Below are 23,350 nucleotides of genomic sequence, written 5' to 3'. Positions count from 1 at the left end.
ATAATAAAATAATATTTTTAAAATAAAATGGAGTTTTAAATGCAAGGAAATTTTTTAAAGATTTTTGGCGTATTGCCATTTTTAGCAGTAGCTTTTATTAACGCTTTTGTGGATTTAGGACACAAAATCATCATACAAAATACCATTTATAAATTTTATGAAGATAGCACCCAACTTTTTCTAACTGCTATTGTCAATGCTTTAATGCTTTTGCCTTTTATTCTTATGCTTTCACCATCTGGATTTTTAGCGGATAAATTTCCTAAAAATAAAATCATGAAAATATCTGCATTATTTTCAGTAATATTAACTTGTATTATTTGTTTGTGTTATTATCTTGGAGCATTTTGGCTTGCATTTACAATGACTTTTATCATGGGAGTGCAATCTGCCTTATACTCTCCTGCAAAATATGGCTTTATAAAAGAATTAGTAGGAAAAGAGCTTTTAGCTATGGGAAATGGAGCTGTCAATGCAGTAAGTATTGTGGCTATTTTAGCCGGTATGGCAGTATTTTCTCTAAGCTTTGAAATGCTTTTTGAGTCAAATTTTAACACTCCTTCGGATATTTTAACACAAATTGCACCTTTGGGTTTTGTATTAATAGCTTTTGCTTTATTAGAACTTTTTTTAGCTTATAAACTTCCTAGCTTAAAAGAAGAAGATAAAAATTTAAGTTTTGATAAAAAACAATATTTACAAGGAAAGCTTTTAACCTCTAATTTAAAAACAATATTTTCTCATAAAATTATTTGGCTTTGTATTATAGGAATTTCACTTTTTTGGGCCATATCACAACTTTATTTAGTGAGTTTTCCTGTATATGCAAAAAATGATCTTTTCATAGAAAATACCTTTTATGTACAATGCTCTTTAGCTTTTTCTGGTATAGGAGTGATTATAGGATCACTTATTAGTGGTAAGTTTTCTAAAAATTACATCGAATTAGGTCTTATACCACTAGGTGCTTTAGGGATTTTTCTAATGAGCATTTTAATGCCATTTTTAGAAAACTTACTAAGTTATAGTGTAGTATTTTTTATTTTTGGTTTAAGCGGAGCATTTTTTATCATACCTTTAAACTCTCTAATACAATTTCATGCAAAAGAAAATGAACTAGGAAAAGTCTTAGCAGGAAATAATTTCATACAAAATATTTTTATGTTAGGCTTTTTAGCACTAGCTACTTTTGCTGCTTATGCTAAAATTGAAGTGATAAATTTGTTTTATTTTATCATCGCTGTGGCATTTTTTGGAAGCATTTATGTGCTAAGTAAATTGCCTTTTTCTTTAGTGCGTTTATTAATGAGTATAGCGTTTTTTCAACGCTACCGTTTATTGGTAGAAGGTTTTGAGAATATTCCTGAAAAAGGTGGAGCGTTATTACTTGGCAATCATATATCTTTTATAGATTGGGCTATTGTGCAAATGGCTATACCAAGAAAAATTTATTTTGTTATGGAAAAAAGCATTTATTCTAAGTGGTATATTAGAATTTTTCTTGATAAATTTGGAGTTATTCCTGTTTCAAGTGCTTCTAGCAAATCAAGCTTAGAGCTTATTGCTATGCATATTAAAAATGGAAATTTAGTTTGCCTTTTCCCAGAAGGAGTGCTTTCACGCCATGGACAGCTTAATGAATTTAAAGGTGGATTTGAGTTAGTTTGCTCAAAATTAGAAGAGCAAGATGGAGTGATTTTACCTTTTTATATTAGAGGACTTTGGGGAAGTGCTTTTTCAAGAAGTGATGAAGAATTTTCAGCAAGAAACCGCAAAATAAGCAAAAGAAAAATCGCTATTGCTTTTGGAAAAAGCTTGCCAATACACACTAAAAAAGAAGTGGTTAAAGCAAAGGTTTTTGAACTTTCATTTATTGCTTGGAAATCTCAATGTGAAAGTATGCATACTATAGCTAGAGCTTGGATAGATAGCGCTAAAAGAAATTTAAGTCAAATAGCTATTGTTGATCCTTTAATAGGTGGTATTACTTATAGAAAAATGCTTGCTTTAAGTTTAGTTTTTAGCTCTTTTATAAAAAATAGATCGCATGAGTTAAATATACAACCTACCCAAGGAAGCTATGCTCCAAAAGAAGAATGTATAGGAATTTTGCTCCCTGCTTCTATGGCTAGCTCTCTTTGTAATCTAGCTGTATTACTTGCAAATAAAATCGTGGTAAATTTAAATTTCACAGCAGGTGTAAAAGCAATAAATCAAGCCATTCAAAGCTCTCAAATTCAACAAATTTATACTTCTAGAAAATTTATGGAAAAATTAGAAAATAAAGGTATAAAACTAGAATTTGAAGAGCATGTTAGAATCATTTTTATGGAAGATATTATCGCAAACTTTAAAAGACAAAAACTCAAAATCTTTTCTATGCTTGCTTTAGTAAGTATCTTACCTACTTGTTTAATAAAAGCATTATTTGCATCTAATAAACAAAACCTTGCCATAGCTGCTATATTATTTAGTAGTGGTAGCGAGGGAACACCTAAGGGGGTAATGCTAAATAATCGCAATATTTTAAGCAATATAGCTCAAATTTCAGATGTATTATGTGCAAAAAATGAAGATGTTGTCTTATCTTCTTTGCCACCTTTTCATGCTTTTGGATTAACTGTAACTACTTTTATGCCTTTATTAGAAGGGATTAAAAGCATAACACATGCTGATCCAACAGATGCGCTAGGTGTAGCAAAAGCTATAGTAAAAAACAATGTTAGCATTATGTGTGCTACTTCAACTTTTTTAGGTATTTATGCAAGAAATAAAAAACTTGATGCGATTATGTTTGAAAGCTTAAGGATTATCGTTTCAGGTGCTGAAAAACTCAAAAGCGAAGTAAGAACTGCCTTTGAAATGAAATTTAAAAAACCTATTTTTGAAGGCTATGGAGCTACTGAAACCACTCCGGTTGCAAGTGTAAATTTACCGAATAAATTTGATCCTGACTATTGGATTTTACATCGTGCAAATAAAGAAGGTAGCGTAGGTATGCCTTTACCAGGAAGTGCTATACGCATAGTAGATCCATCTACTTATGAAAGTTTAAATCATGGAGAAGATGGATTAATACTCATTGGTGGCCATCAGGTTATGGTGGGTTATTTAAACAATAAAGAAAAAACCGATGAAGTTATCAAAGAAATCGATGGCATACGCTGGTATAATACCGGCGATAAAGGCCATGTAGATGAGGATGGCTTTTTATATATAGTAGATCGTTATTCTCGTTTTGCAAAAATTGGTGGTGAGATGATATCTTTAGGAGCTTTAGAAGAAGAAATTGCTAAATTTATCAATACAGATGTAGTAAAATTTTGCGCAGTTGCACTAGATGATGATAAAAAAGGTGAAATGGTATGCTTATTAGTAGAATGCCAAGAGCAAGATTTTGAAGGAATTTGTGAAGCAATTAAAAACTCTACTATGCCTGCTATTTTTAAACCAAGTAGATATTTTAAGGTAGAACAAATCCCACTTTTAGGCTCTGGCAAAGTGGATTTAAAAGGTGCTAAAGATTTAGCTAAAATCTTGCAAGAAAATTAATTCCCAAAGTAAATTTTACTTTGGGAAATTTTATAAACTATTTCTTTTAGTTTTACAATCATATTTTTTATCAAAAACAAGCTTATTATTTTCCTTAACTACTAATTTTCCCTTAATATAAAAATACTCCAAATCGCTAGTTTGTGTTAAGATTATATCCGCCTCCATCATACAACCCTCGCGTCCTATTTGCATTGTTTGAGTAATGGTATATTCTGCACTTAATGGGTTTTCATTTTGAAGTTTTAATTCTCTTTTTAAATTGTGCTTTACTAAAACATCAACCTCATCAAATCTATAAACACCTTCTCCAAAAACTCCACCAACACCATCTGTAATACAAGTCCAAGTATCGTTTAAAATATCATAAGAAATGCTTCTGTCCACCCTACCTTCTTCTAAAAGTGTTATTGGAGTTAAAGGAGCACTTTGTGGTTGCATATTGATTTTATCGCTATCTTGACCATTAAAACATGGTAAATTAAATTCACACTCATTTAAATCTAAAGTTAATGTTGAAATTTTTGGCATAGGCCAAAACATAGGCCAAAAAGAATTTGCTAATGATAATCTTATCTTAGAACCCTTGGCAAATCTATATCCACAAGCATCAAGTTTGATTTGCTTTTGGATAAATTCATCTTTTTTTAAAGGTATAAATTGCTCTTTATTATCACTTAATGCAAGATTGATTACTCCATAACTTACTCTTTTTACAAAACCATCAGCTCTAACTTCACTAAGTTGAGCAAAAAGCATAGCTTTTTCTTGATCGCTTGCAATTTTTACATTTAACATAGGAAAGCCTAAGACATCTAAATCCTGTTCTAAAAAATCACTTTCAAAAACAACTGCCATCCCATCATCCAACCTTTGATCGCTAGGACTTTCTCCTAAAACACCAGCTCCCATCCACTCTCCTGATAAAAGCCCATGATTTAATGGAGTGTTAATTTTGATAAATTCACTTGATTTTTTACATGTTAATTTATGCGGATTTAAATAGTATCTTTTATAGCTAATATCATTTTTAAAATCATTTAAAGCAACAAAACGACCTTCTACTTTCTCTGTTTTTGAATTTGGCTTAGAGCTATTTTCAATATATGCTTGTATCATAGGAGCTTCAAATACATCGTTTTCTTCATTTTTAAGCCATTTATCCCACCATTTAAGTGCTTCTTGTAAAAAACCCATTGCAGGCAAAGGTAAGCCATCATGAGGATAAACATGAGCCCAAGGACCAACGATAGCTTTTTTTGGAACTTTCAAACCATTCATTAGAGTAAAAACAGGATTAGTGTAAGAATCAGCCCATCCATCTAATGCAAAAACAGGAACTTGTATATCATCATAATTTTCCCCAACAGACCCATGCTTCCAATAATCATCTTTTAAAGTATGCCCAAGCCATAATGTGGGCCATAAAGGCATATTCTCAAGCCTATTGAGCCATTTTTTTCTACCATTTGGATCAATTTTTGGATCAACAAAGCGTGATTGATATGCAAGCATGATATTACCCCACCAAAAATTATCATTAAGCAAACATCCGCCTTTATAATGAATATCCTCATTAAACCTATCATCAGTAAAACCTACTACTATAATTGCTTTTAAATTTTTAGGTCTTCTTGCTGCAACTTGTAAAGAATTAAAGCCACCCCAAGATTTACCCATCATACCAATATTCCCATCACACCATTCTTGCTTTGCAATCCACTCAATGACTTCTAAGGCATCATCTTGTTCTTGTTTTAAATATTCATCTTCTAATAAACCATCAGATTCCCCACTTCCTCTAATATCAACCCTAACAACCGCATAGCCATTACCACTAAAATATCCGTGCATAGGCTCATCTCTACCCCTTGTTCCATCATTTTTTCTATAAGGAATGTATTCTAATATAGCAGGAACTTTTTCTTTTACTTGAGGAAGCCAAATTCGTGATGAAAGCTTAGTGCCATCTTTTAAAACTATCCATTCATTTTCTATTACTCTAACCTTGTTTTTAAAGTTAAAAACAATTTCCTTCATTTCATCTCCTTTTTATTGTATTTTTTAATCCAAATCAAACAAAACATTACGCCCAAAATAGCCATAACTATCATGATGGTAAAATATATATGAAAACCTTTTACACCTGGGTATCTATCCAATAAATCTCCAGCAAGTAATGGTGCAAAAACTTCAGGCAAATACCCAAAAGTAGATACAATACCTATAGCCATACCCGCTAAATGTATAGGAATTTTTCCCTCACTAAGTAAAGAATAATAAATTCCAAAATTAGAATACATAGCTATATAAATTATGACACAAGCAGAAGTTAAAACACTCATTTGTAAAAATCCATTTAATTTTGAACTAAGCATTAAAAAAATAACACCAATTCCCATTAAAATAAAGCCTATCATCATTATTTTAGCTTTTCCATATCCATCTGCTATAAATCCACCCACTACAGAAGAAACCGGACGAATATATTGAGCCAATACCGTTAAAATAGCTGCAAAAACAGCAGAAGTTCCTATAACATTGCTTGCATAAGGAGTAAAATAATAAAAACTCATGTTAAAAAAATATGTACAAAAAGTAATAGCAACCACAAGCCAAAGAGCAGAATTTTTCAAAAGAAAAACCAAGTCTTTGATTTTAATCTTCTCACTTTGCTCATTAATATCATCTTTCAAAAGAAAAAACAATAAAATAGCACTTACAATAGGAGCTATAGAATAAAACACAATAACCATTTCTATACCTTGTGCGGCTAAGGCTTTTGTTTGAAAATATCCAAAAATACTCGTAGCTATAGCCAAATGTGCAGCACCAACAACTCCTCTACCGCCTTCAAAAATTCCATAAGCCCTTGCTTGTTCTTTAGAATTTGCTAAACTCCTTACTATTTTCATCAAAGAAGGCCAAAAAGTTAATAATGAAGTAATCCCCCAAATTCCATAAATAATCAAAAGTGCATTTAAAGAAGTAAAATATAAATGCAATAAACCACCAAGTCCTGTAGCAATTAAAGAAAAAATCAATAACTTTTTTGGTGCAAAACGATCTGCTAAATAACCTCCTAAAGCATAAGAAAACAAACCAAGCAATCCATAAGCACTACCCAAAAGCCCCATTTCGAAATTATTTAAATGATAAAGACTCATATAATCATCATAATAATACTTTCTAAAATAAGGCAAACCATAAATAATAGATCCGCAAAAGGATAATAACAATAATGTTAAAAAATTATTTTTTAAACTTTGTCCTGTATTTTGTCCCATCAAAAACTCCTTTTGCATACTATATATAATTTTTATGTTTTTTTGCTTTTATATAAGTGATTTTATGCAAAAAATATTATAATAATATATTTTTTACACATTTTAATCTACTTTATTATAAAATTTTATTAATTTAATAATTTATAAGCATAAAAAATTTATTTACAAAATAAAAATAATTTCTGTTTTTTATTTTTTATTATTGTTTTTTTGATACATTTACATAAACTAAAAATTAAAAAAGGGAAATAATGAAAATTTTTGATATGGTAGTTATTGGTGCTGGCCCTGCAGGTATTGCAGCTGGAGTAGAAGCTAAAATAAAAAATAAAGAAGTTATTGTTTTAGAAAAAGCTGATGCGATTTGTCAAACCTTAGTAAAATTTTACAAAGAAGGTAAAAGAGTAGACAAAGCTTATAAAGGTTGTGATAGCACAAATCACGGGCATATAAATTTTGAAGATGGAACTAGAGAAAGCACAATAGAAACTTTCCAAAATGCCATTAAAGAGCATAATCTTGAAGTAAAGCTTTCTAGTGAAGTTGAAAGTATTAAAAAAGATGGAGAAAATTTCATAGTTAGCACTGCAAATGAAAATTATATTTGTAAAAATGCAGTTATTGCCATAGGTAGAATGGGTAAGCCAAATAAACCAAACTATACTTTACCTATAACTTTAACTAAAATCATCAATTTTAATGCAAATTCAACAAGCCAAGATGAAAAAATCTTAGTTGTAGGCGGTGGAAATTCAGCAGCAGAATACGCTATAGATTTAGCTAAAAATAACGATGTTACACTTTGCTATAGAAGAGAAACTTTCTCAAGATTAAATGATATTAATCTTGAAGATATTCAAAAAGCTTTTGAACAAGGCAGTGTAAAAGCAAAACTCGGCATAGATATAACTGGTATTGAAGATGAAAATGGTAAAGCTAAAGTAAATTTCACTAACAATACAAGTGAAATTTATGATCGCATTATTTATGCTATTGGTGGTTCAACCCCACTTGATTTCTTACAAAAATGCTCTATAGAAGTTGATGAAAAAGGTGTGCCAAGCTTTGATGAAAATAAAGAAAGCAATGTAAAAGGATTATTTGTAGCAGGTGATATAGCGAGTAAAAACGGAGCTTCTATTGTAGTGGGTTTAAATGATTCATTTAAAATCTGCGATCATCTTTATAAATGCTAAAACTCTTTCAATATTCAAAAGGCTATCGTTATAATAATGATAGCCTTTTACTTTTTGACTTTTTATCTAAAAATAACTTAAAAGGAAATATCCTTGATATAGGATGTGGATGTGGAATTTTAGGACTTTTAGTAAAGCAAAAATTTCCAAATTCAAAAGTTTATCTACTAGATATTCAAGAGCAAAATATCGAACTAAGTTATAAAAATGCTAAAGAAAATAAACTTGAAATTCAAAGCATTTGCGAAGACTTTTTAAACTATAAAAGTGATATAAAATTTGATTTTTTGATCTCTAATCCTCCATTTTATAAAAAAAATACACAAAAAAGCCAAGATTTGCATTTATGTATATCAAGATATCAAGAATTTATGCCACTTGAGAAGATGTTTGCTAAAATAAATACTTTAATCAAGCCAAATGGTAGTTTTTTTATGTGCTATGAGGCAAGTTTTTTAGATGAAATTTGTGCTTATTTAAAGCAATTTAAATTAAAGCTAGTTTCTCTTCAATGCATTCACACCAATACACAAACTAATGCAAGGCTTGTTTTAATGCATATTAAAAAAAATAGTAAAAGCTCTTGTGTGATAATGCCTACGCTTTTTATGTATGAAAATAATGTTTTAAATCCAAAAATTAGCGAAATTTATGAAAATACAGGAACTATAAGCTATGATATGTGAAAAAAACTTTGATTATTCTTTTGATGAAAATGCTTGTAAAATATGCGGTGGAAAATGCTGCATTGGAGAAAGTGGATATATCTATGCTAGCAAAGAAGAGCTAGAAGCTATTGCTGCTTTTTTAAATTTAAACTTTGAAGCCTTTAAAGAACAATACCTTATCAAAGTTGGATTTAAATATAGTTTTAAAGAAGTAAAGCATGAAAATGGCTATCGTTGTATTTTTTTTGATACAATGTATAAAAAATGTTTAATTTACAAGCATAGACCAAAACAATGTAAAACTTTTCCATTTTGGGAGTATTTTAAAACACACAAAGAGGAGTTGAAAGAAGAATGTATAGGGGTTTGCTTTCACTAATTATCGTTTTTATCCTAACAAACCTTGCTTTGGCTAAAAGCGAAGATAAAATCTTACAAGCACTCATTTATGAAGAACATGGACAGTTTCAAAAAGCATGTGATATTTATACAAATTTATTTCATGAAAATAATGAAAGTATCTATTTACAAAAAGCATTGCTTTTAGCTTTGGGTGCTAACTTAAAACAAAAAGATGAACTTTTAAAAGCCTCTAAAGAATTTTTAAATCATACAGCTATTGCAAGATTAAATGCTTTGCATTTTTCTGAAATAGGAGATTATAAACAAGCCGAAACTATACTTTATAAACTCATTAAAGAAGAGCAAGATTATAGAAACTATGAAATACTAGGTGATATTTTTGCTAAAAAAGCTTTATACACCAAAGCTTTAGAGCAATACAATCTTGCTTATAAGCTTTTTGAACATGAAAATTTATTACTTAAAATAGTTGAAATTAATATTAAAAATAAAAATATTGATCAAGCTAAAAAAGCTTTAGAAGAATTTGTAAAAAATTCACAATGCACTCTTAAAACATGCACCCTACTTTTAAAAATTTATCAAGAGCAAAAAAACAATAAGGCAAGCATTCAAACCCTTGAAAAACTATATAAACTCAACAATGATATTAAATATATATATGCTATGATAGAATTACTAGTGCAAGAAAAAAATTATAAACAAGCTCTAAATTTAGTCCAACAATACAACATAGATCCTGATACTAAAATTTTCTTATATACACAAACAAAAAATTATAAAAAAGCTTACGAAATAGCTTTAAAACATTATGAACTTAGCAAAGATAAAAAATACCTTTCTATGGCAGGGGTTTTAGAATTTGAAATTTATATGGATTCTAAAAGTAAAAAAATCACAGATCCAAAAATTCTAGCTTCTATTATGAAAAAATTTGAACAAAGTGTAGATGTGCGTAGCGATGCTTTATATCAAAACTACTATGGCTATGCCTTAATCGAATATGATATTGATATTGCAAAAGGCATAGAATTAGTAGGCTGGGCGCTTGAACAAGAACCACAAAATCTTTACTACCTAGACTCTTTAGCTTGGGGCTATTATAAACTTAAAAATTGCAAAAAAGCTTATGAAATTTTACAAAAAACATTCCACGATAAAAAATTTGCAAATTCCCAAGAAAGCAAAGATCACTTAAAGGCCATTGAAAAATGTTTAAAACAATAGATTTAAAAGATCATTTTTCAAAAACACAAAAAATTCTAGAAAATAAAAAAGAAATTTTTCCTTATGATATGCTAGGCAGAAGCCTAGCTTCTAATGCTTTTTATCCTAAAGATATTTACACACTTTTGCTTGAAAGAAAACTTTCGCATTTTTTATATTCTAAAGATTTAAATTTTAATCATGAAAATTTTGATGCTATCGTTTTACCAACAAGTCCTTTGCTTAATCAAGACATACAAAATTTAAGTCTTTTTAGACGCTATCATGAAAAACCCATTGTGCAATTTGACTTTATTTTTGATGAATATCAAATTTTAGAAAGCTTGGTATATGGAGCTGATGCGTTTATTGTATTTCCTAAAATGCTAAAAACTATGCAACTAAAAAAACTTTATAATTTTGCAATACATCTTGGCTTAGAGGCCATTTTTTATATTGAAAGCAAAAGCGATCTTAATAATGCTATTTTAGCAGGAGCTAGAATTTTTTTATTAGAAGATGAAAAGCTATTACCTTTGATACCAAAAAATAAAGCTCTTATAAGTAAAAATATCAAAAATCTGCATGCTTGCATAAAGGAGAGTTGATGGAGTATTTATACGCACCTTGGAGGGATGTTTATTTTAATAATAAAGATAAAAATTTTTGCCCTTTCTGTCATTGTAAGTATAAACTCAATGAAGATGAAAAACTTGGGGTAATTTTTAGAGCTAAAGAATGTTTTGGCATTATGAATAAATACCCTTATAGTCCGGGTCATTTCATGATTATCCCTTATGATCATTTAGAAAATATAGAAGATTTAAATAATGATACATGGCTAGAAATTAGCCATTTTGTGCGTATTGGAGTTAAAATTTTAAAAGAAAACTTTCATGCTAAGGGTGTTAATATAGGTATGAATTTAGGCAGTGCAGCAGGAGCTGGCATAGCGCCGCATTGTCATTATCATTTAATCCCAAGATGGCAAGGGGATACAAATTTTATCACTACCATAGGACAAACTAGAGTTTGTGGGAGTGATTTGGAAAAAGTTTATACCACTTTATGCAAAGCTTTTAAAGATTATGTATAAAGAAGTTGATTTTGAAAATTTTTTAAAATTTAATTTTGATCTTTTAATTGATGTAAGAAGTCCCAAAGAATACAAACTTGCTCATATAAAATCTGCGCAAAATTACTACGCACTAAATGATAATGAATTTGAAGAAATAGGCACACTTTATAAGAAAAATAAAGGCTTAGCTAAAGCAAAAGGTGCAAGTTATATTTGTAAAAATATGAGTGAACATATTAATAAACTTTATCAAAATTATAAAATAGGTTCTTTGGTGGGAATTTATTGTGCAAGAGGTGGTAAAAGATCAAAAGCTATTGCTTTAATCTTGGCTGAACTTGGTTATAGAGTTGTAAGATTAGAAGGTGGATACAAGGCCTATAGAAGTTATGTGAGTGAGTTTTTTAAGAAAGATTTAAATATTGAGTTTTTATGTCTTTGTGGTAATACAGCAAGTGGTAAAAGTGATTTAATCGAAACTTTAAATAATGCTTTAAATTTAGAAAAACTAGCTAACCACCAAGGATCAAGTTTTGGTAAAATTTATGGAGAACAACCAAGCCAAAAAGCCTTTGAAGATAAGTTGTTTTATTTTTTAAAAGATTATACTCACAAAACTTGTTTTATAGAAGCTGAAAGCAGACAAATTGGAAATTTAACTATCCCGCTAAATTTATATAATAGTATGCAAAAAGCTAAGAAAATTTGGTGCGAGTGTGATATAAATTTACGCATTCAAAGAGCTTTAAAAAACTATACTCCAATGGATAAAAAAGTATTTTATCAATGTGTTGAGAAAATCTCACCCTATATCAGTAAAGACTTCAAGATAAAACTTTGTAAAAATTATGAAGAGGATAATTTAGAACTTTGTGTAAAAATGCTTTTTGAATATTATGATAAAGTATATAAAAAACCTGCAAAAATTGATTATTTTATAAATAGCTCTAATTTAAATGAAGCTAAAAAATATCTTATGAGTTTAAACTCATAAGATTATATTTACAAAAATTACAAAAATAATACTTGAAAGAATTCCAGCAACTGGTAAAGTAATAACCCAAGCTAAGCCAATAGGTTTCATCATACCCCATTTAGCATCTTTATTAAACACCCCTATACCTAAAATAGCACCAATTAAAATATGGGTTGAGCTAACTGGAATTCCAAGTTGAGTTGCTAAAAGTATAACAATACTTGCACCAAGTTCAGCACTAAAGCCTGTTGTTGGCTTAATTTCTGCTAGTTTTGAACCAACAGTTTGAATAACTTCTTTACCTAAAAACCAAAGTCCAATAACCAAAGCTATACCAAACATAAGCATTACAGCAAATGGCACTGGCGAACTTGGATTAATGGTATTATTTTTAAGCACATCTAAAATCGCAGCAAATGGCCCAAGAGCATTAGCTATATCATTAGCTCCATGCGAAAAAGCAAAACTAGAAGCAGTAAAAATTTGAAACCACGAAAAAATCTTTTCTATAGTTTTATTTACTTCAGTTTTTTTCATCAATCTTACAACAGCCAAAGTAACTATATAAGCAAAAATAGAAATAATAGAAACTATCCATAAATTCTGCACCATATCTAAAGTAGAAACTTTATTTAAACCTTTAAATAAAAACATTGACGCTATTATTAAAGCAGCTATCCCTGCAACCAAAGGAACATGAAATTTCATTTTAGAAAAAACATCTATGTTTTTTTCTTTTTCTTTTAATTCTTTAATTTTTAACTTATATTCACTTCTTTTTTCATCATCATCTAAAACAATGGCACTTAATTCTTTAATTTGCTCTTCTTGACTTTTGTTTTTTAAATTGATAAAAAAATTTTCTTTAAACTCCTTTTTTTCTTTTTTAATTTCTTTTATTTGCATATTAATCAAAGCCGAAGGTTGAAGTATTTTTTTATAAATATAAGCATAAATTAAATACGCCACAAGTCCACCAAGTAAAGGAGAAATAACCCAACTCATAGCTATTTTATAAATACCATTCCAATTTACCATAGAAAAAGCTTGGTCTTGATCAAAAAATACAAACCCCATAGCTATACTTGAACCTACAATACCACCTATAATGCTATGAGTAGTAGAAACTGGAAGTCCTTTTTTTGTTGCTATAAATAACCAAATACCTGAACTTAGCAAAGCTGAAAGCATAACACATACAAACACCATAGGATCAACACTATCTGGTAAAACCACTATACCACTTCTTATAGTATTAGTTACTTCCCCACCTGCAAACACAGCCCCACTTAATTCAAATACTGCTGCAATAATTAAAGCTTGCTTGATAGTAACTGTCTTAGCTCCCACGCTAGTGCCAAATGAATTTGCAACATCATTACCGCCAACATTAAAGGCCATAAAAATTCCAAATACACTAGCAAGAATAAATAATATCATGGAATTATTAGGAATGTAATTATAACCCCAAACAAAAAAACACAAAACGCTTACAATAAAAATAAAAAATGCAATGGTATTGTCTTTACTCAAGCATTCTCCTTAAAAAATTATTTTAAGAATATTTTAGTAACTTTTACTTATTTTTTTCTTTGATTTGTAAAAATTGTAAAGCAGATTTTACTGCTTGCATATAACTTTGTAAGTTTATTTTTTCATTTTTATAAGCCCTATCATAAGCTGTTCCATGATCAACACTAGTTCGAATTATGGGTAAATTTAAACTCGCATTAATGCTTTTATCAAAATATAAAGCTTTTAAAGGTGCTAAAGCTAAATCATGATACATACTGACTAAATACTTGCATTTACTTAATGCAAAAGGAGTAAAAGCACTATCGGCCACTAAAGGCTCACTTAAAAAAATATTTTCCTTATAAGAAAACTCTTTTTCTTTTTGACTTAAAAAATATTCATTTTCTAAATTTTGTAAATTTAATGCATGATCTTTTAAAAATACATTTGCCATTCTTATGGCCTTTTTTATTTCTTGCTCTTCCTCTCCACCTATTACGCCATTATCGCTTGCATGAGGATTAAAACCCAAAACTCCAATTTTTTCAAATAAAGTGCATTGATAAAAATTAATTAAAAATTTCGCAAGCTTAAAAGCCTTAATCTCTTTATAAACATCTCTTAAAGGCATATGTTCAGTATATAAAGCCACAAAAAGCTCATCACATCCTAACATCATAATAGCATCTTGTTTGAAAAAATCTCTTAGTGCTTCAGTATGACCTTTATAGCTCACTCCCCCCATTTGCCAAGTTTTTTTATTAATCGGTAAAGTTACTAAAGCATCTAAAAATAAATGCGTGCAATAACTAGCTCCTTCAAAACTTAAAAAAGAATAAACTCCACTTTTAGCGTCTAAATTTGCAGGATTTAACTCAAAATCAAAATCAATAATTTTATTAGCTTGATATGAAAACTCATAAATTAAAAAATTTTCTTTTTCTTCTTTAAAGGTAAACTGTGGTTTTAAAGCATTAGAAATTTCAACTAAATTGATTTTAGATTTAGGATTTATTTTCAAAAGTTTATTTGCTTTTTGAAATAATTCATAATGCACAAAATAATAAGGATCACAAATTTTTACTAGCTCATCATGACAAGATAATAAAATTTGCATACCTATGCCATTTAAATCCCCTATGCTAATAGCAATTTTTTTCATCTTTTAATCAAAGCTTTCATTTGCAATATAGCTTTTTCTAAGCCCACAAAAACCGATCTTGCTACTATACTTTGGCCTATATTTAACTCTTCTATTTCTAAAATATCTACAATATTTTTTACATTTTTATAATTAAGCCCATGACCAGCTGCTACTCTTAAATTTAAACTCTTAGCCAAACTTGCACTTTGTCTTAATCTTTGGAGTTCATTTTCTAAAAGCTTTTTGAGTTCATTTTTACTTAAAATTAATTCAGGCAATGCATAAGAAGTTTGATTGATATTAGTATATAGTGCATTATAAATATTAGCATACAAGCCTGTATGAAGCTCTATAAAATCAGCATTTAAAGAAGATGATTTTTTGATATCTTCTAAATTAGGATCAATAAATAAAGAAACTTCGATTTGCTCTTGCTTTAAAACATTAATAGCTTCTTGTAGTTTTTCATTGTCTAAATTTAAACCACCTTCTGTTGTAAGCTCTTGTCTTTTTTCAGGTACTAAAGTAACGCGCGAGGGTTTGTATTTTAAAGCATATTCTATCATATCAATAGAGCATTCTAAATTCACTACACACTTGCAATATTTTAAGATATTTTCTAAATCAAACTCATTAGCATGACGACGATCTTCTCTTACATGGATAGTGATTTGATCAGCTAAATTTGCACTCAAAATAGCAGCTTCAAGTAAATCAGGATCATTTACTTTTCTAGCTTCTCTTAAAACTGCTATATGATCGATATTAACCCCTAAAAGCATAAGTTTTCCTTATAAGTTTTTTGCTATTATACTTTAAATTTTTTAAGGAGAGCTAGTGCTAGGTATTGATATGGGTTCAAATACATTGAGAGCTGTTTTGATGGATGAGAATTTTAATAAATTAAAAAGCGAAGAATTTATCATAGGAGCAGCTAAAAATATGCAAAATGACACCATTAGTGATGAAGCTATAGAAAGAATTTTTAGCGCTTTGAAAATCTTAAAAGAAAAAAATTATAACTTAAGTCAAGCTAAAGCAGTCGCCACAGCTGCTTTTAGAAAAGCAAAAAATACTAAGCTTATTTTTGAAAAAATTCAAAAAGAATTTAAACTTGATATAAAATTAATCGATGCAAAAACCGAAGCAAAACTAAGCGTTTTAGGTATGCAAGAGCGTCTTAAAGCTCTTAAACTTTTTAGAAAAGACTTAAGTTATTGTGATTTGGGCGGTGCTTCTTGTGAAATTTCAAATGATAAGTTTAGCAAAAGTTATGATTTTGGAATCATTAGTTTTTATGAAAGAATGCATTTTAAAGCCATAAAACCAAGTGTTTATGTAAGATTTTTTAAAAAATATCCACAAAATCTTGTGCGTATTAAAGATGAAAAATTAAAAATTCATCTAAGCCCCTACCCTGCGCATTTAAAGCAACTTGCCTTAAAAGCTTTTAATCTTAGTAAAGATATAAAATTAAAAGGAAATTTTTTCATACTAAATTCAGGAGTACCTACCACACTTTGTGCTTATAAACAAAACATAAAATACAAAGATTATCTAGAAGAAAGTGTAAATGGCAAAATACTCAAACGCAAAGATTTTTTTGATTTTGCATTAAAAATTTGGAATTTAGAACAAGAAAAAGCTAAAATTTATCTTGGAGAAAATAGAAAAAAATACCTCATAGCAGGCTCAATGATACTTTTTGCTTTATTTAATAAGCAAAAGCTCATTGTGATTGATGATGGTGTTAGAGAAGGTGTGTGTATAGCACATTTTAAAAATATCAAATTTTAAAGGAGAAAAAATGAGTTTAAAAGATCAAATTTTAGAAGATATCAAAGAAGCTATGCGTAATAAAGATGATTTTAAAAGAAATACTTTAAGAACGCTTAATGCTAGCTTTAAACAAATAGAAGTTGATGAGAGAATCACACTTAATGATGAAAGAATATATAAAATCATTGCGAGTGAGATTAAAAAACGAAATGAAGCTGCACTTGCTTTTAGCAAAGGTTCTAGAGAAGATTTAGCACAAAAGGAACTCCAAGAAGTAGCTATTTTAAGTGCTTATTTACCAAAACAACTTAGCGATGAGGAATTAGAAAGTGAGCTAAAAAAACTTATAGAAAAACTACAAATTAGCTCTTTAAAAGAACAAGGTATTTTGATGAAAGAAGCTAAAACAGCTTTTGGTGCAAGCGTTGATGGTAAAAGACTTAATAAAATGGTAAGAAAGCTTTTAGCATGAAAAAAGTTTTAACACTTTGTGTCTTAGCTTTAAGCTCTTTTGCTTATACTCAATATGAATTACATCCTAGCTTTAAAGCTTATTTTAAAGACTGCTCTTTATTGATGGATAAATATTATTATATTAATTGTTATGATTATAATTATAAAGGCACTAAGGCAATTGCTTATAAACTAGAAGCTAAAATTTTAAATCAAGGGCACATCAAAAAACGCCCAAAATTTAAAGATGATACCAATATTCCTAAAAAGTATAGAACTTATTGGGAGGATTATCTAAGAAGTGGTTATACAAGAGGGCATGTCGTACCAAATCAATCCATGAATGCAACCCCACAAGCCCAACTTAGTACTTTTTTAATGAGCAATATCACTCCGCAAAAAAAAGATATTAATGCAGAAATTTGGAATGAAATCGAACAAAGAGAAAGATATTTAGCAAAGAAAAATAAAGAATTGGAAGTCTTAAATTTAGTACTTTATGATGATAAGCCAAAACGCATTAAAAACAACATAGCCATTCCTAGTTTTTATATCAAAATTCTTAAGGCTAAAAATTTCACTGAATGTTATAAAGTGCCAAATAATGATAATTTTGCAAGATTTGATAGAAATTATTTTAAGGAAGATTGTAAAAAATATATTGATTAAACTAGAAGCAACAAGGCTTCTAGTTTAGTTTTTACTCAACTTCAGCATCGATTACATCATCGTCTTTTTTCTTTTGAGCATTTGGTTCTTCTTTTTTATACATATTTTCTGCTAATTTATGAGAAACTTCACTTAAAGCTTTCATTTTGCCTTCGATTTCTTCTTTAGAAGCATTAGCATTTTTCAATGTCTCTTTTAACTCATCTAAAGCTTTTTGAATATTTGCTTTATCATCATCGCCTACTTTATCTCCAAGCTCACTTAAAGATTTTTCTACTTGATGTACCAAGCTATCAGCAGCATTTCTAGCTTCTACTGCTTCTTTGCGTTTTCTATCTTCTTCTTTGTGAAGCTCTGCATCTTTTACCATATTGTTGATTTCTTCTTCACTTAGTCCGCTTGAACCTGTGATTTTAATCTCTTGAGCCTTACCTGTAGCTTTATCTTTTGCACTAACTGTTAAAATACCATTTGCATCAATATCAAAAGTTACTTCAATTTGTGGCATACCGCGAGGTGCTGGTGGAATTCCTTCAAGATTGAAATTTCCTAAAGATTTATTATCACGGCTAAATTCTCTCTCACCTTGTAAAACATTGATAGTAACTGCGCTTTGATTATCTTCAGCAGTTGAGAAAACTTGCTCTTTTTTAGTTGGTATAGTTGTACCTTTTTCGATGATTTTAGTCATCACACCACCTAAAGTTTCAATACCTAAAGAAAGCGGAGTAACATCAAGCAATAATACATCTTTAACATCACCTTTAATAACCGCACCTTGAATTGCCGCACCTATTGCAACAACTTCATCAGGATTTACTGATTTATTAAGCTCTTTTCCAAAGGCTTTTTTAACTTCTTCTTGTACTAGTGGAACACGAGTAGAACCACCCACCATAACGATTTCTTTTACTTCACTTTTATCAAGCCCTGCATCTTTTACTACTTCGTTAATCTTACTAATAGTTTCAGCAACTAAACCATCAATCATACTTTCAAATTTAGCTCTTGTTAGAGTTTTAGTTAAGTGTTTTGGACCACTTGCATCAGCTGTGATAAATGGTAAATTAATATTAGTTTCATTAGCTGAACTTAATTCTTTTTTAGCATTTTCAGCTGCTTCTTTTAATCTTTGTAAAGCCATTACATCGTTTTTAAGATCAATACCTGTTTCATCTTTAAACTCATTTGCTAAAAAGTCAATTAATTTATTATCAAAATCATCACCGCCTAAAAATGCATTACCGCCTGTTGCTAAAACTTCTACAACATTATCACCTGTTTCAAGCACAGTAACATCAAATGTACCACCACCTAAATCATAAACTACAATTTTTTCACTTTCTTTTTTATCAAGTCCATAAGCCAAAGCCGCTGCAGTTGGTTCGTTAATAATTCTTAATACATTCAATCCTGCAATTTGTCCTGCTTCTTTTGTAGCTTTTCTTTGTGCATCATTAAAATACGCAGGAACAGTAATAACCGCATCTTCTACTTTCTCGCCCAAGAAAGCTTCTGCATCTTCTTTTAATTTCATTAAAACTTTTGCTGAAATTTCTTGTGGAGTATAAATTTTACCTGCTATTTCAATCGCACAAGCCCCATTTCTCTCTGTGATATGATAAGGTAAGCGATTTTTAGCTTCTTTTGCTGCTTCTTCATTAATCATCAAACCCATGATTCTTTTTATGGAATAAATAGTTTTTTCAGGATTAGTCACAGCTTGACGCTTAGCGCTATCTCCAACTAAAACTTCACCTTTATCTGTAAAAGCAACTACTGAAGGGGTAGTGTTTTTACCTTCTTTATTTGGGATAACTTTACTCTCACCTCTTTCATATACACTCACACAAGAATTTGTTGTACCTAAATCTATACCTATAACTTTTGCCATTTTTTATCCTTTTTATTAAATTTTATTTTGCAACACTAACTTTTGCTGATCTAATTACTCTATCATTCATCATATAGCCCTTTTGTAAAAGTTGGACAATATGATTACTTTCATGATCGGCGCTTTCAACATGAAACATCGCTTCATGTAAATTTGGATCAAACTCACCATTTGCTTCTATTGCTTTAACCATATGTTTTTCAAGTTTTTTCAAAAGCAAGTCTAAAGTGTTTTGAACCCCTTCTTTTATTTTCAAACTTAATTCATCATTAGCTTCTACATTAATAGCCGCCTCTAATGCATCAACTACATCAAGCAAATCTTTAGCAAAACTTTCATTTGCATAAATTGTTGCTGAAATTTTTTCTTTTTCCATTCTTTTTTTGATATTTTCAAATTCAGCATTTGCTCTTAAATAAGTATCTTTTAACTCATTATACTCTGCTTGAAGTTTTTCTAATTCATTGTTTTGATTTTCTGAATTTTCCACTGCTTCTTCTTGCATTTGCTCATTTTGCTTTTCTTCGCTCACGCAGCCTCCTTTATAATATTTAACATTGTTTTAAAATCAGAATACACACTACCGGCAAAAACCACATTAGATTCTTTGCCTAAAAATGTACTCTTAAGCTTTAATCCCATAAAACCCTCTTCAAATAAAGGATCAAATTGCAATTTATCGTTAAAATAAAATCCAATTTGAGGAGATAAAAGCTTAGCAAATTCATCATTTTGATAAATTTGATAAGCTTTACTCTCATTATATCTATAATAAACCATAGCTTCTTTTAGCATAGTTATTTTTTCCAATAACTCTTTAAACTCAACTCTAAAAGCTAAATTTTCAATACTTTTTAGATCAAGCCCTATAAGTCTTTGTAAGAAAACCAGACTATCTTGGCTAAATCTTAAAACCAACTCATTTTGTCCAAAATCAAGTATGATAAATTTATCATTAACCTTGGTAATATCTTGCAAAATAAGCTCATCGCCACCATAAACTAAGGTATAAATTTCAAACTTATCAAGCAAAAACTCCAACAATGCAAGATCGTTAATCACAATCTCATCTTCGCAAAGTTGCTCATACCAATAAGCCTTCATAGCACTAAAAGTTGGTATGCGACCACTGCTAATATGAAGTTGCGTTAATACACCTTCATCACTTAATTTTTTAAAATAAACTCTTATGGTAGAAGCAGGTATGCTAACTTTATGATTTAACTCATTAGAACCCACAGGGTTATTATCCTCTAGATAGGTTTCAATGATAGTTTTTAAAATTAAATCTTTTTTACTATAAGACTTCACTATAAAACCTTAAATTTTTTATTTTAGCACTCAATGTTTTTAAGTGACAAGATAATTATACAACTTTAGTATAATAATGTCAAGTTATTTTTAAATAAAAATATTTAAAATTATTTAGTCTATATAACTAAAGTTTATTTAGCCATTTATATATAATATATAAAAACTTATTTTTCAGTTTTTTTAAAAGAAAAGATAATATAATTGCGTCTAGCAATATTTTTTAAAAGGTTTATAATAATGAAAAATCTTACTTTAAGAGAAAAGCAAGATCTTGAAGCTTATGTGTTTTCCAATATAGAAAGAAAAAAAATGGCTTTAAGTAGAATTTTAAAGTTATATTATTTAAGATTTTTTAGATTAGTTTTTTAATTTATATTTTCTCATACCCTCTTTTGTGAAAGATAAGTCTTTAAAATCAGGGGATGAGATTAACTCCATACAAGTTTTATCCAAATTTTCCATTCCACTTACTTGCATACTAGCTTGCAGATTTTCATCTAAATATAAATCAAAAATTACACAAGCTTGATTATTGACCTTGTAGAGAATTTTTCCACCTTTCTTCTCATCTAGTTCATACGCTTGTAATTTATCATTTTTACTCATTTTCTTAATTTCATTTGCAAAAGATTGATGTAAGGTATAATAAATCATAAAATCGCGCATAATATTTTTAATATCAGCAATTTCTTTTCTTAGTTTTGATAAATCTTTAGTGTATAAACTTATAAATTGCGTATTTAAGTATTCATTTAGATTTTTTTCGTTTAAATTTTCACACAGTGGATAAAATTTAACCACGAAAGCCTTATCTTTAGTAAGCACTATATCCGCGCAAGCTTGTTTGTTTTGTTTGTATTCTAACAATAAAGCTTGACTTGAGCTTAAATTTAGCGTGTTTTGCTTATTGTAAGCAAAATCACTTAAATCTTCATAGATATTTGCATAAGAAAAAATTCCTATAAAAAGCAATAATAAATTTTTCATTCAAATAAATCTTTATGATGAATTTTTAAGTACTCCACTACTTCTAAGATCTCATCAACTCCTTCTTTTTGGGTATTTTGACAAACTTCATCAATACAATCAATATAAACTCCAATTGCTTTTTCTAATTTTGCTCTTTTTACCCCAGCAAACAAGAGCATTGCTTCTAAAACTATGCTTAATTCATATTGTAAATTTTCTATTTCTTCTTTAAAATCATGATTTGTTTTCATTATTTTCCTTTAATTCTTTGCTTTTAATTAAATCTACAAATTGTGCTTTTATGAAATCATAGTTAGAGCTATCTTTATACGCAGCAAATAATCCTCCGCTAGCATTTTTATGCCCTCCCCCATTGACCAAGCTTTTAGCCATCAAACTCACATCGATTTTATTATTTGCTCTAAAACTTAAGGTTTTTCTCGAACTAAGATCAACAAAAAAATCAAAATCAGGATTTTGCATTAAAAAATCATTTCCAATTACGGAAGTATTGCCTATATTTGAAGTTAATAAACCTTTACTTCCTTTATAAAATACACTAAATTTTTCTTTATTTACACTTAGTCTTTCTACTATAAATTTAGAAATTAAATTGCTTAAAGTATCATCATTTTCTTTTTTAAAAAAAGATTTTTTTAAGCCATGTAAATCATCATCTAAATTAATATGAGCATTTTTTTGATGAATGTATTTTCTACAAACATCAAAAAGATAAAAAAGATATTTGATATTTTCTTGTGCAAACATTACTCTATTGATTTCTTTTGCTCCAGAAACCATACCAAGTAGTACTTTTCCAAGTTCAAAATTCTCATCTTCACTCAACCAAATATCTACTGCATTTACCACATCTACAAATTCTGACAAAGCCTTATTTTCGCCATAACATTTACTAAAAAAATCATAAACAATCTTAGTAGCACATCTTTTATCATCTAAAAAATACCAAGGATATTTTTGCATACATTCTAAGCCACTTTGATGATGATCTAAAAGTAAAAGCTTAATTTTTTTTCCTTCTATGGCTTTTTGAAAATCTTCACATTGACTTAATGTTAAATTTAAATCTGTGATTAAAATCACAAATTCTTCATTAGGACTTTGCTTTAAATCTTCCTCTATATTTTTAAAAATCACATTAAAATTTTCATTAATCTCTTTACCATAATTAGAATTATAAAAATAACAATTCTTAAAATAAAAATCTAGCACATACTGACAAGCATAGCCATCTAAATCCGTATGTGAAAGATGATAAATTTTCAT

General features: G+C 29.1%; 23 protein-coding genes. 12 read left to right on the top strand and 11 right to left on the bottom strand.

The window, feature by feature from the left end; translation table 11 throughout:
• Positions 1–39 precede the first annotated feature (39 nt).
• Entirely contained in the window at positions 40–3,552 is a 3,513-nt protein-coding gene (locus tag E2O22_RS00935) for an acyl-[ACP]--phospholipid O-acyltransferase (RefSeq protein ID WP_133318816.1), read from the top strand.
• 30 nt (positions 3,553–3,582) lie between these two features.
• Here the strand turns inward: E2O22_RS00935 and E2O22_RS00930 are convergent, their stop codons facing one another.
• Both E2O22_RS00930 and E2O22_RS00925 read right to left on the bottom strand, forming a co-directional pair.
• The gene (locus tag E2O22_RS00930; protein WP_133318815.1) at positions 3,583–5,592 is read right to left on the bottom strand and encodes a CocE/NonD family hydrolase; all 2,010 of its coding nucleotides are present in this window, start codon (positions 5,590–5,592) and stop codon (positions 3,583–3,585) included.
• Positions 5,589–6,839, bottom strand: a complete 1,251-nt coding sequence (locus tag E2O22_RS00925; RefSeq protein WP_133318814.1) for an MFS transporter — start codon at positions 6,837–6,839, stop codon at positions 5,589–5,591. Before E2O22_RS00925 ends, E2O22_RS00930 begins: the two co-directional genes overlap by 4 nt.
• A gap of 251 nt (positions 6,840–7,090) precedes the next feature.
• Between E2O22_RS00925 and E2O22_RS00920 the strand changes: the two genes are divergently transcribed.
• The 7 genes from E2O22_RS00920 to mnmH are packed head-to-tail and all read left to right on the top strand — an operon-like array spanning position 7,091 to position 12,344.
• Entirely contained in the window at positions 7,091–8,035 is a 945-nt protein-coding gene (locus E2O22_RS00920) for an NAD(P)-binding domain-containing protein (RefSeq protein ID WP_133318813.1), read from the top strand.
• Positions 8,029–8,721, top strand: coding sequence for a tRNA1(Val) (adenine(37)-N6)-methyltransferase (locus tag E2O22_RS00915; protein WP_133318812.1), 693 nt, complete (start codon positions 8,029–8,031; stop codon positions 8,719–8,721). Before E2O22_RS00920 ends, E2O22_RS00915 begins: the two co-directional genes overlap by 7 nt.
• Positions 8,711–9,082, top strand: a complete 372-nt coding sequence (locus E2O22_RS00910) for a YkgJ family cysteine cluster protein (RefSeq protein ID WP_133318811.1) — start codon at positions 8,711–8,713, stop codon at positions 9,080–9,082. Before E2O22_RS00915 ends, E2O22_RS00910 begins: the two co-directional genes overlap by 11 nt.
• The gene (locus E2O22_RS00905) at positions 9,058–10,293 is read left to right on the top strand and encodes a tetratricopeptide repeat protein (protein WP_133318810.1); all 1,236 of its coding nucleotides are present in this window, start codon (positions 9,058–9,060) and stop codon (positions 10,291–10,293) included. The genes E2O22_RS00910 and E2O22_RS00905 overlap by 25 nt, the downstream gene beginning before the upstream one ends.
• On the top strand, positions 10,278–10,880 hold the full coding sequence (locus tag E2O22_RS00900; protein ID WP_133318809.1) for a beta/alpha barrel domain-containing protein: 603 nt from the start codon (positions 10,278–10,280) through the stop codon (positions 10,878–10,880). The genes E2O22_RS00905 and E2O22_RS00900 overlap by 16 nt, the downstream gene beginning before the upstream one ends.
• The gene (locus tag E2O22_RS00895; protein WP_133318808.1) at positions 10,880–11,368 is read left to right on the top strand and encodes an HIT family protein; all 489 of its coding nucleotides are present in this window, start codon (positions 10,880–10,882) and stop codon (positions 11,366–11,368) included. The genes E2O22_RS00900 and E2O22_RS00895 overlap by 1 nt, the downstream gene beginning before the upstream one ends.
• Complete coding sequence (gene mnmH / locus E2O22_RS00890) at positions 11,361–12,344, top strand: tRNA 2-selenouridine(34) synthase MnmH (protein WP_133318807.1); 984 nt, start codon at positions 11,361–11,363, stop codon at positions 12,342–12,344. Before E2O22_RS00895 ends, mnmH begins: the two co-directional genes overlap by 8 nt.
• Here the strand turns inward: mnmH and E2O22_RS00885 are convergent.
• Genes E2O22_RS00885 through E2O22_RS00875 form a run of 3 tightly spaced genes read right to left on the bottom strand, consistent with a single transcriptional unit; the run spans position 12,339 to position 15,767 of the window.
• The gene (locus E2O22_RS00885) at positions 12,339–13,859 is read right to left on the bottom strand and encodes an inorganic phosphate transporter (protein ID WP_133318806.1); all 1,521 of its coding nucleotides are present in this window, start codon (positions 13,857–13,859) and stop codon (positions 12,339–12,341) included. The two genes, mnmH and E2O22_RS00885, sit on opposite strands and share 6 nt — an antisense overlap.
• Before the next feature lie 43 nt (positions 13,860–13,902).
• A complete protein-coding gene (gene pdxA / locus E2O22_RS00880; protein WP_133318805.1) occupies positions 13,903–15,003 on the bottom strand; it encodes a 4-hydroxythreonine-4-phosphate dehydrogenase in 1,101 nt (366 codons plus the stop codon).
• Positions 15,000–15,767 carry a pyridoxine 5'-phosphate synthase gene (locus E2O22_RS00875; protein WP_133318804.1) on the bottom strand — a complete coding sequence of 256 codons (768 nt, stop codon included), beginning with the start codon at positions 15,765–15,767 and terminating at the stop codon, positions 15,000–15,002. Before E2O22_RS00875 ends, pdxA begins: the two co-directional genes overlap by 4 nt.
• Positions 15,768–15,822: 55 nt before the next feature.
• Between E2O22_RS00875 and E2O22_RS00870 the strand changes: the two genes are divergently transcribed.
• From E2O22_RS00870 to E2O22_RS00860, 3 genes are read left to right on the top strand one after another with little or no spacing between them, the layout of a single operon-like run.
• A complete protein-coding gene (locus E2O22_RS00870; protein ID WP_133318803.1) occupies positions 15,823–16,782 on the top strand; it encodes a Ppx/GppA phosphatase family protein in 960 nt (319 codons plus the stop codon).
• A gap of 10 nt (positions 16,783–16,792) precedes the next feature.
• Positions 16,793–17,236 carry a GatB/YqeY domain-containing protein gene (locus tag E2O22_RS00865; RefSeq protein ID WP_133318802.1) on the top strand — a complete coding sequence of 148 codons (444 nt, stop codon included), beginning with the start codon at positions 16,793–16,795 and terminating at the stop codon, positions 17,234–17,236.
• The gene (locus tag E2O22_RS00860) at positions 17,233–17,886 is read left to right on the top strand and encodes a DNA/RNA non-specific endonuclease (protein ID WP_133318801.1); all 654 of its coding nucleotides are present in this window, start codon (positions 17,233–17,235) and stop codon (positions 17,884–17,886) included. The genes E2O22_RS00865 and E2O22_RS00860 overlap by 4 nt, the downstream gene beginning before the upstream one ends.
• Before the next feature lie 31 nt (positions 17,887–17,917).
• Here E2O22_RS00860 and dnaK read toward each other — a convergent pair whose 3' ends face one another.
• From dnaK to E2O22_RS00845, 3 genes are read right to left on the bottom strand one after another with little or no spacing between them, the layout of a single operon-like run.
• Positions 17,918–19,780: a molecular chaperone DnaK gene (gene dnaK, locus E2O22_RS00855; protein ID WP_114640400.1), complete on the bottom strand. Its 1,863-nt coding sequence runs from the start codon at positions 19,778–19,780 to the stop codon at positions 17,918–17,920.
• A gap of 22 nt (positions 19,781–19,802) precedes the next feature.
• Positions 19,803–20,312 carry a nucleotide exchange factor GrpE gene (gene grpE, locus E2O22_RS00850; RefSeq protein ID WP_114640401.1) on the bottom strand — a complete coding sequence of 170 codons (510 nt, stop codon included), beginning with the start codon at positions 20,310–20,312 and terminating at the stop codon, positions 19,803–19,805.
• Positions 20,309–21,091 (bottom strand): HrcA family transcriptional regulator, encoded by a 783-nt coding sequence (locus tag E2O22_RS00845; RefSeq protein WP_133318800.1) that lies wholly within the window; start codon positions 21,089–21,091, stop codon positions 20,309–20,311. Before E2O22_RS00845 ends, grpE begins: the two co-directional genes overlap by 4 nt.
• Positions 21,092–21,331: 240 nt before the next feature.
• On the opposite strand from E2O22_RS00845, the gene E2O22_RS08100 reads away from it, so the two are divergent.
• Positions 21,332–21,463, top strand: a complete 132-nt coding sequence (locus E2O22_RS08100; RefSeq protein WP_256374638.1) for a hypothetical protein — start codon at positions 21,332–21,334, stop codon at positions 21,461–21,463.
• On the opposite strand, the gene E2O22_RS00840 is transcribed toward E2O22_RS08100, so the two are convergent.
• From E2O22_RS00840 to E2O22_RS00830, 3 genes are read right to left on the bottom strand one after another with little or no spacing between them, the layout of a single operon-like run.
• Positions 21,452–22,081 carry a hypothetical protein gene (locus E2O22_RS00840; RefSeq protein ID WP_133318799.1) on the bottom strand — a complete coding sequence of 210 codons (630 nt, stop codon included), beginning with the start codon at positions 22,079–22,081 and terminating at the stop codon, positions 21,452–21,454. The genes E2O22_RS08100 and E2O22_RS00840 overlap by 12 nt on opposite strands.
• A complete protein-coding gene (locus E2O22_RS00835; protein WP_133318798.1) occupies positions 22,078–22,314 on the bottom strand; it encodes a hypothetical protein in 237 nt (78 codons plus the stop codon). The genes E2O22_RS00840 and E2O22_RS00835 overlap by 4 nt, the downstream gene beginning before the upstream one ends.
• Positions 22,298–23,350 carry a DHH family phosphoesterase gene (locus E2O22_RS00830; RefSeq protein ID WP_133318797.1) on the bottom strand — a complete coding sequence of 351 codons (1,053 nt, stop codon included), beginning with the start codon at positions 23,348–23,350 and terminating at the stop codon, positions 22,298–22,300. Before E2O22_RS00830 ends, E2O22_RS00835 begins: the two co-directional genes overlap by 17 nt.

This window comes from Campylobacter lari (assembly GCF_004357905.1).
GTDB lineage: Bacteria > Campylobacterota > Campylobacteria > Campylobacterales > Campylobacteraceae > Campylobacter_D > Campylobacter_D lari_D.
Note: the sequence above shows the minus strand (reverse complement) of the source record. Positions and strands in the feature narration are given on the sequence as shown.